General features: G+C 65.2%; 8 protein-coding genes and 1 pseudogene. 6 read left to right on the forward strand and 3 right to left on the reverse strand.

All coding sequences use genetic code 11. The annotated features are described in order from the left end of the window. The 3 genes from DM995_RS10740 to DM995_RS10750 all read left to right on the forward strand — a co-directional run. A partial coding sequence (locus tag DM995_RS10740; protein WP_116969421.1) for a flagellin N-terminal helical domain-containing protein occupies positions 1 to 715 on the forward strand: 715 nt, incomplete at its 5' end. A 152-nt stretch (positions 716 to 867) separates the two neighbouring features. Next, on the forward strand, positions 868 to 1680 hold the full coding sequence (locus DM995_RS10745) for a flagellin N-terminal helical domain-containing protein (protein ID WP_031317974.1): 813 nt from the start codon (positions 868 to 870) through the stop codon (positions 1678 to 1680). 158 nt (positions 1681 to 1838) lie between these two features. Continuing rightward, positions 1839 to 2660, forward strand: a complete 822-nt coding sequence (locus tag DM995_RS10750) for a flagellin N-terminal helical domain-containing protein (protein WP_116969422.1) — start codon at positions 1839 to 1841, stop codon at positions 2658 to 2660. 139 nt (positions 2661 to 2799) lie between these two features. Here DM995_RS10750 and DM995_RS10755 read toward each other — a convergent pair whose 3' ends face one another. From DM995_RS10755 to DM995_RS10765, 3 genes are all read right to left on the reverse strand, one after another. After that, entirely contained in the window at positions 2800 to 3699 is a 900-nt protein-coding gene (locus DM995_RS10755) for a hypothetical protein (RefSeq protein ID WP_116969423.1), read from the reverse strand. 124 nt (positions 3700 to 3823) lie between these two features. Continuing rightward, on the reverse strand, positions 3824 to 4801 hold the full coding sequence (locus DM995_RS10760; protein ID WP_023837591.1) for a diacylglycerol kinase family protein: 978 nt from the start codon (positions 4799 to 4801) through the stop codon (positions 3824 to 3826). 5 nt (positions 4802 to 4806) lie between these two features. Then, positions 4807 to 5334 (reverse strand): DUF2141 domain-containing protein, encoded by a 528-nt coding sequence (locus DM995_RS10765; RefSeq protein WP_023837592.1) that lies wholly within the window; start codon positions 5332 to 5334, stop codon positions 4807 to 4809. 134 nt (positions 5335 to 5468) lie between these two features. On the opposite strand from DM995_RS10765, the gene lptF reads away from it, so the two are divergent. The 3 genes and pseudogenes from lptF to DM995_RS10780 form a co-directional block, all read left to right on the forward strand. Beyond that, positions 5469 to 6674: an LPS export ABC transporter permease LptF gene (lptF, locus tag DM995_RS10770; protein WP_031317975.1), complete on the forward strand. Its 1206-nt coding sequence runs from the start codon at positions 5469 to 5471 to the stop codon at positions 6672 to 6674. An 11-nt stretch (positions 6675 to 6685) separates the two neighbouring features. Further along, complete coding sequence (gene lptG / locus DM995_RS10775; protein WP_116969424.1) at positions 6686 to 7783, forward strand: LPS export ABC transporter permease LptG; 1098 nt, start codon at positions 6686 to 6688, stop codon at positions 7781 to 7783. 10 nt (positions 7784 to 7793) lie between these two features. Then, a pseudogene (locus DM995_RS10780) lies at positions 7794 to 8476 on the forward strand (lipopolysaccharide biosynthesis protein); the annotation flags it as partial.

Genomic DNA, 8476 nt, shown 5'->3' on the forward strand with positions numbered 1-8476 from the left:
CAAGCGCATCAACTCGGCCGCCGACGACGCTGCCGGCAATGCGATCGCCACCCGCATGACCTCGCAGATCCGCGGCCTCGGCCAGGCCGTCCGCAACGCCAATGACGGTATCTCGCTGACCCAGACGGCCGAAGGCGGCATGAACGAGATCACCAACATGCTGCAGCGCATGCGTGAACTGGCCGTCCAGTCGGCATCGGGCACGCTGAGCAACAGCGACCGCACCAACCTGCAGGCGGAAGTCGCGGCGCTCATCCTTCAGGTCGACGATGTTGCCAACAAGACCAACTTCAACGGTGTGTCGCTGCTGACCGCCGCTGGCCCCATTGCGATCCAGACCGGGATCGACTCGGGCGATGTCGTCAACATCACGCTCGCCAACGTCACCACCACTGGCCTTGCCGTCGGCACTATCGATATCAGCACCGTCGCAGGCGCCGGCACCGCGCTGACCGCGCTCGACACGGCGCTGAACAACATCACCACCGCTCAGGCGAACCTGGGTGCCAGCCAGAACCGTCTGCAGGCGACCGTGTCGAGCCTGATCAACCGCTCGACCAACCTGTCGGAAGCCCGCTCGCGCATTCAGGACGCCAACTTCTCGGACGAGTCGACCAACCTCGCCAAGGCGCAGATCCTGAGCCAGGCATCGACCGCGATGCTCGCCCAGGCGAACCAGAGCCAGCAGGGTGTGCTCAGCCTGATCCGCTCGTAAGACCGGAGGGTAAACTGATAACAGCATCGTCGGGAAAATGACGGGCGTCAAAATACTGGTCATATTTTGACTTAAAGCCCGTCATTGCCCGCCGTTAATTCCTTTCGAGGCCGCTTAGGAGGGACCGAGCGCCCCATCGAAAGGAATATGAGATGACTGTTATCGGAACGAATGTCGCGGCGCTTCGCGCCGCTAACGCTTCGACCTCGGCCCAGATGAGCCTGTCGAAGTCGATCGATCGCCTGTCGACCGGCAAGCGCATCAACTCCGCTGCTGACGATGCCGCAGGCAATGCCATCGCCACCCGCATGACCTCGCAGATCCGTGGCCTCAACCAGGCCGTGCGCAATGCGAATGACGGCATCTCGCTGACGCAGACGGCCGAAGGCGGCATGAACGAGATCGTCAACATGATGCAGCGCATGCGCGAACTGGCCGTCCAGTCGGCCTCGGGCACGCTGGCCGCGGGCGACCGCACCAACCTGCAGGCGGAAGTCACCGCGTTGATCGCTCAGGTCAACGACGTCGCCGGCAAGACCAATTTCAACGGCGTCGCCCTGCTCAACACCGCAGGCCCCGTGACCATCCAGACCGGAAGCGCCTCGGGCGACACGATGAACATCGCGCTTGCGGACGTGACCGCCACGGGTCTGGGCATCAACGCCATCACCATCGCCACCGATGTCGGCGCCGCTGCCGCGCTGACCTCGCTCGACACCGCGCTCAACACCATCACCACCGCACAGGCGAACCTCGGCGCGAGCCAGAACCGTCTGCAGGCGACCGTCTCGAGCCTGGTCAACCGCTCGACCAACCTGTCGGAAGCGCGCTCGCGCATCCAGGATGCGAACTTCTCCGAGGAATCGACCAACCTCGCCAAGTCGCAGATCCTCAGCCAGGCATCGACGGCGATGCTCGCCCAGGCCAACCAGAGCCAGCAGGGCGTGCTGAGCCTCATCCGCTAAAACCATCAGGGGGGCTGACGGGCGTTTGTCAAAAACATGACGCGTCCGCCAAAAAACTGACGTCTTTCACTTAATTTCCCGTCAGCCCCAGCCGTCCAAGCGCTTGAGACCGCCTCAGCCATGGGGCGGTCGCAAGGAAGAAGTGAAAGGACTCAACAATGACCGTTATTGGAACCAACGTTGCGGCCCTGAGGGCTGCCAATGCTTCGACCGCTGCCCAGAGCAGCCTGTCGAGGTCGATCGATCGCCTGTCGACCGGCAAGCGCATCAACTCCGCTGCTGACGATGCGGCCGGCAACGCCATCGCCACCCGCATGACCTCGCAGATCCGCGGCCTCAACCAGGCCGTGCGCAACGCGAACGACGGCATCTCGCTGGCGCAGACGGCCGAAGGCGGCATGAACGAAATCGTCAACATGATGCAGCGCATGCGCGAGCTGGCCGTCCAGTCGGCTTCGGGCACGCTGGCCAACAGCGACCGCACCAACCTCCAGGCGGAAGTCACCGCCCTGAAGGCGCAGGTCAACGATGTGGCCAACAAGACCAACTTCAACGGCGTGTCGCTGCTCAACACGGCCACGCCCGTTGCCATCCAGACGGGCATCGCTTCGGGTGATACCGTCAGCATCGCGCTCACCAACGTGACGACCGTTGGCCTGGGCATCGATACCGTCGACATCGGCGACCTGACCGGCACCGGCGACCCGGCCGCAGCGCTGACCGCGCTCGACACCGCGCTGAACACGATCACCACCGCACAGGCAAGCCTGGGTGCGAGCCAGAACCGCCTGCAGGCGACTGTCTCGAGCCTGGTCAACCGCTCGACCAACCTGTCGGAAGCGCGTTCGCGTATTCAGGATGCGAACTTCTCGGAAGAATCGACCAACCTCGCCAAGGCCCAGATCCTCAGCCAGGCGTCGACCGCGATGCTCGCCCAGGCGAACCAGAGCCAGCAGGGCGTGCTGAGCCTCATCCGCTAATTGGTGAGGAACCGACACGCGGTTCAACCGTAAAGGCTAGCGCAACGGCCATTACCGACAACTCAATGGCCTGAGCTGATATTCGATCAACCCCCTTTCCGGAAGGACCGGAAGGGGGGTTTTTCGTTTCGGTCGGGGATCACTTCACCGCCCCGCTTTTCAGCAGCTTCGGCACCAGGAACAGGGCGGCAACCAGCGGCCATCGGCGCTGCCAGGGCTTGATCGCGATCGCGGTCCCCGCGTGCCGGTTGATCTTCCAGGCGAGATAATCGATCCCGCCGGCAAAGGTGAAGCTCGCCTTGGCGAGCCGAGCGACGGTCAGCCGCTTGCCGCGCGCCCTGAGCGTCGCCCAGCGTCTTTCTGCCTCGTCGCGCGGCATGGCGGCCAGATCGGGCACCTCGCGCGCGATCGCCGCGCCGACCGCGATGTAATGGTCGGGTGCGAAATCGACCACCTTGTCCGGCCGGTCGCCGCGTTCGGCGCGCAGTTCCGCGCCATAGGTTCGGGTGAACCCGGTGCGCCACAAGCGGAGCGGGTCTGCCGCTGCGCCGTCGGCGACCGGTGCGGCGTGTCGCAGCAAGGTCACCGGCGCGGCGCACAGCGCCTCGATCGCGTACGCTTCGGCGGCAGCATCGGCGCTCCACACGATCCGCACCGGCTGGGCAAAGCGCGCCCAGACCGAGACATCGCCCGCCTGCATCGAACAGGCGCGCTCGAGGTCCGCCTCGCTCAGCACCGCATATTTGGCGGCGAGATTGTCATGCGCCGCCGGGAAGACATTGGGCGGGATCAGCGCATTGGCGCGCGCCATCCACCCGGCCTTGTTCGCCGCGCGATAGGCCGCCGCATAATCCGACACGATGACATAGAAATCGAGCATCAGCCCGTCGAGCTGAGCCTCGCGCAGGCATGATCCGTAGAAGATTACCGCGCGCGCCGTATCGCCGAACGGCGCGATGATCGCGCGCGCAAAGCCGGTGATGCGCGGATCGACCGGCTGCAGCGCCTCTGCGGCGATCAGGGATGGGAGAGAGTTCAAGGCACAACCCAGATTTGCTCGTCACCCCCGCGCAGGCGGGGGTCCCGCTTTTCTTCGAATGTCGCTGCCATAGCGGGATTCCCGCTTTCGCGGGAATGACGAATCAGGACAGAAGCGCGATCGATCAAGCCGCCAGGCGCAGGAACGGCACCGGCTCGGTCGAGCGCAGGATGATCGGCTTGCCCGCGCTCGCCTCGAAGATCTCGCCGTCCAGGATGACCCGGCTGCGCGTGCGATCGCTGTCGATGCGGATCATGTCCTCGCGCGCCAGATGCACGCCGCGCCCGCGCCGCGTGCCGAAACGGCCCATCAGCGTGTCGATCAGCATCGTCGTCAGCCCGGCGCGGTTGTGCTCGACCGCGATGAACTTCATCTGCCCGGTGGGCGACGGCCCGCTTTCCGCGCGACTGCCGAGAAGCAGCTTTTCCAGCGTGGTGACCATCACCACGATGAAGCTGCCGTTGAGCTCGCCCTTCTGGAAATAGGAGATGCGCAGCGCCGATCGCGTGATCGGCAGAAACTTGGCGGTCAGCCCGAACAGCATCGTGAACAGCCCCGCGATCGCCGCGATGAAATGGCTGACCGAATTGGGAAGGCCCAGCGGATAGATTTTCTGGCGGCAGTACAGGATGATCTCGGCGAGCCCCGCCCCGCCCATGAACATGCCGAGCACCGGACGCCCGTCCTCGCCATCGGACAGCGCGATCAGCTGGCGCACCACGATATGGCTTTCCAGGTCGTTGCGCGCGATCTCGACGATCCGGTCGAGCGTCGGCAGCGGCTTGCCGCGTGCACCGAGGTCGAGCGCGATCAGGTTGGTCTTGCCGTTGGGCAGCACCGCGACCGCGGGCGGCGACTTGCCGAAATGGCCGCCATGATAGAGCTCGGTCAGCGTCGCCTGCACCGTGCCGTCACCGCCGTTGATCACGAGCACGCGCGGCTTGACCAGCGCGATGGCGCGCAGCGCGTCAGCAATCTGGTGGACCTCTTCGACCTCGTAATGGAAGATGTCCGGGTTGCGCGCGCAATAATCGCGCACCGCCGGCAACATTGCCTTGTTGCCGGTCGAGCGCGGATTGGAAATGAGCGCAACGAGAGTCATTCAGGTCATCCTATCGGCTTGATCGTCATCCCCTGGCGGTAGTTCAGGACCACCTGGATGCGCGTAACGCCGGGACCCACCCGGATGGCGGTCTTGCCCGCAGAAGGCTTGAGGCTGAGCAGCGAGAGCGAGGGGTTGTTCGAGAAACCGCCGCCGTCGTTCCAGCCGGACTTGCCGCTGCCATCGACATCGTGGCGTACGGCAATGCCATAGGCGCCAGTGGCCGGAAGCGGCACGCAGAAGCTCATCCTGCCGCCACGCGGGGCGACGGCAGTATCGATGCGGTTGATCCACGCACCCTTTTCCAGCCAGCTCGCCTTGGTGGCGGGATAGGCCTGGACGCGGATTCGCCCCGTGTTCGCCTTGAAGCCGCTGACCGTCACATGCACCGCCGGGCCGTCCGCCCCGTCGGCACATTTGCGCATGTCGTTGCCGATTTCCTGACGCTGCGCGCTGGCCACGGGCACCAGGCCCGCAAAGGCGATGCCGCCCGCAGCCAGACAAGCCAGTGATTTTGCCGCAATTTTGAACATGACGTAATCGTTCCCAGAAGCTATAGCCGTGCCGCTCCGGATGGCGCGGACAAGGCCGATGAGCCCCCTTTACCATCTGCTTATGGGAAGCGTTTGCGGCCAAATCATGGTGACAGGGCGACAATAAGTTGAAATTGCTAACCGCCACAGACGCTTATATTGCCCGTCTCGTCTTCTTTCCGCTGGTCGGCACGCTGATCCTCGCGGCCATGCTGCTGGTGCTCGACAAGATGCTGCGCCTGTTCGACTTTGTCGCGGCAGAGGGCGGCCCGGTCAGCGTCGTGTGGCGCATGCTTGCCAACCTGCTGCCCGAATATCTCTCGCTCGGCATCCCCATCGGCCTGCTGCTCGGCATCCTGCTCGCCTTTCGCAAGCTCGCCATGTCGTCGGAGCTCGACGTGTTCCGTGCCGTCGGCCTCAGCTACACCCGGCTGCTGCGCGTGCCGTACATGTTCGCGGTCGGGCTGATGCTCGTGAACCTCGCTCTGGTCGGTTATATCCAGCCCAAGGCGCGCTATGCCTATGAGGAACTGGGATTCGAGCTGCGCTCGGGTGCGCTGGGCGCGTCGATCAAGGTCGGCGAATTCACCCAGCTCGGCGACCGGATGACGCTGCGCATCGAGCAGAGCCGCGACGGCGGGCGCGAGCTTTACGGCATTTTCGTGCGCGCCGAGGCCCGGTCGGGCACCTCGCTCTCGGTCACGGCCGAACGCGGCAAGTTCCTCGCGACCGACGATCCCAACACCATCATCTTCCGCCTGACCAACGGCACCTTGGTGCACGATTCGCCGGGCTACCAGACGCCGCGCGTGCTGACCTTCAGCAACCATGACCTGCCGATCGATCTGCCCAAGATCGAATCCTTCCGCAGGCGCGGCGGCGGCAAGGACCGCGAATACACCATTCCCGAGCTCGTCCGCATCGGCACCGATGCCAGCATCCCCGAAGCGCAGCGCAACCAGACGCGCGCCAATTTCCATTTCCGCATGGTCGAGGTGGTGATGATGCTGCTGATGCCGCTGCTCGCGGTGGCGCTGGCGATCCCGCCCAAGCGATCGACCTCGGCGCTGGGCGTGTTCCTGTCGATCGTGATGATCGTGACCTATCACAAGATCAACGAATATGGCGAGGATGTCGGTGCGCTGGGGCTGGTCGATCCGATCATCGCCCTGTGGGTGCCGTTCGCGCTGTTTTCGGCGCTGATCGGCTGGATGTACTATCAGGTGGCGTTCGTGCCCGGCGGCCAGCCGATCGGCGCGCTGGAAAAGGTCTTCGCCAAATCGGGCGCGGCGGTGCGCGGGCTGTTCAGCTTCGGCCGCAAGCGGTCCTTCCAGGAATAGGCGCAAGCGCGATGCATTTCGAATTCTTCCCCTCGCGCACCGTCGCCATCTACATGGCGCGCAAGTTTCTCACCAGCATCCTCGCGGTGGTGGCGCTGCTGTTCATCGTCCTCCAGTCGCTCGACCTGCTCGGCGAAAGCGGCAAGATCCTCGCCTATCCCGGCAACGGTCAGGCCGAACTGCTGACCTATATCAGCTTGCGCGCGCCGCAGATCATCGACCTTGTCCTTCCCTTCTCGGTGCTGCTCGCGACGATCATCACGCTCGCGACGCTGAACCAGAACAGCGAGGTCGTGGCGATGAAGGCGGCGGGGCTTTCCGCGCACCAGGTGCTCGCACCACTGCTGATCGCCGCGCTCGGCGTCTCGGCGATCACCTTCGTCTTTTCCGAGCGCATCCTCACCCGCGCCACCGCCACGCTCGACGCCTGGGAAGCCGCCGATTTCGGGCCCATCCCGCGCGATTCCAACGTCAAGTCGAACATCTGGGTGCGCGAGGGCGACAATATCATCCAGGCCGATACGGTCGAAGGCCGGGGCAATGCGACACGGCTCACCGGAGTTTCGGTCTATCAGCGCGACCGCCAGGGCGGCATGGCGCGGATCGTCAACGCGCGCGAGGGCACCTATACCGGCCAGGGCTGGAAGCTGACCGACGCCACCCAGTTCGATGTCGCGACGGGGCAGAAACAGGCGCTGGGCGATATTGTCACCGCAGGCGATGTCCGGCCCGACCAGTTCACGCTGTCCAAGGTCAATGCCGATGGCCTGTCCTTCCCGCAGCTATGGACCGCGATCGCCGAGCTCAAGGCCGCCGGGCGCCCGACCGCGGCGCTCGAGGCCAATCTGTGGCACAAGCTGTCGGGTCCGCTATCGGCGCTATTGATGCCGCTTCTGGGCGCGGTCGCCGCCTTTGGCCTCGCGCGCTCGGGCCAGTTGTTCATCCGCGCGGTGATCGGCATGGCGCTCGGCTTTGCCTATTTCGTCGCGGACAATTTTGCGCTCGCGATGGGCAATCTGGGCGCCTATCCGCCGATCCTTGCGGCCTGGTCGCCCTTCTTCCTGTTCCTGATGGTCGGCGAGACCGTCCTCATCCGCACCGAGGAATAGGCCGCAGCCCGTGGCCGCAGACACGCCCGATCCTGCACCCCCCGCCCCCGCCGTCAGCCGTGCCGATGTGGCGAGCGGCGCGGCGCTATCGGGCCTGGCACGCATGGGCGCGATCATCGAGATCGTCACCCAGCCTGCCTTCGTGTGGATGTTCGGGCTCGCCACCTATGGCAGCTATGTCGTGCTCTGGGCGGCGGTGAACGTGCTCTCGACGCTGACCACCTTGTCGCTGGCGCAGGGGCTGCAGCGCTCGATCCCCTCCGCCGCCAGCCGCGAGGCCGAACATGGCGTGGTGCGCTATGCGCTGCTGGTGACGGTGATCCCGTCCGCGTTCGTGGCCTTGTGCATCACGCTCGCCGCGCCTGCGATCGCGCCCCAATTCTCGGTCGAGCCGGCGATGCGCCCGCATCTGCCCGCGCTGATCGCGCTGTTCGTGTGGACGCTGCCGCTGACGGTCGCGCTCGAGATCGCGACCGCTGCCGCGCGCGCGCGCCGCGCCTTCGGGCCCGAGATTCGCCTGCGTATCTTCTGGGAGCAGATCGCGCGGCTGATCGTCGCCGTCGCGCTCTATGCGCTGGGCGTGCGGCTGTTCGGGCTGTTCATCGCGCATATCGTCTCGCTCGGCGTCACCGCCTGGCTCTCGGTGCGGCTGCTCGGGCGCTATTACGATCTCGGCCTGCTCTGGCGCGCGCC

The organism is Blastomonas sp. UPD001, assembly GCF_003426715.1.
Classification (GTDB): domain Bacteria; phylum Pseudomonadota; class Alphaproteobacteria; order Sphingomonadales; family Sphingomonadaceae; genus Blastomonas.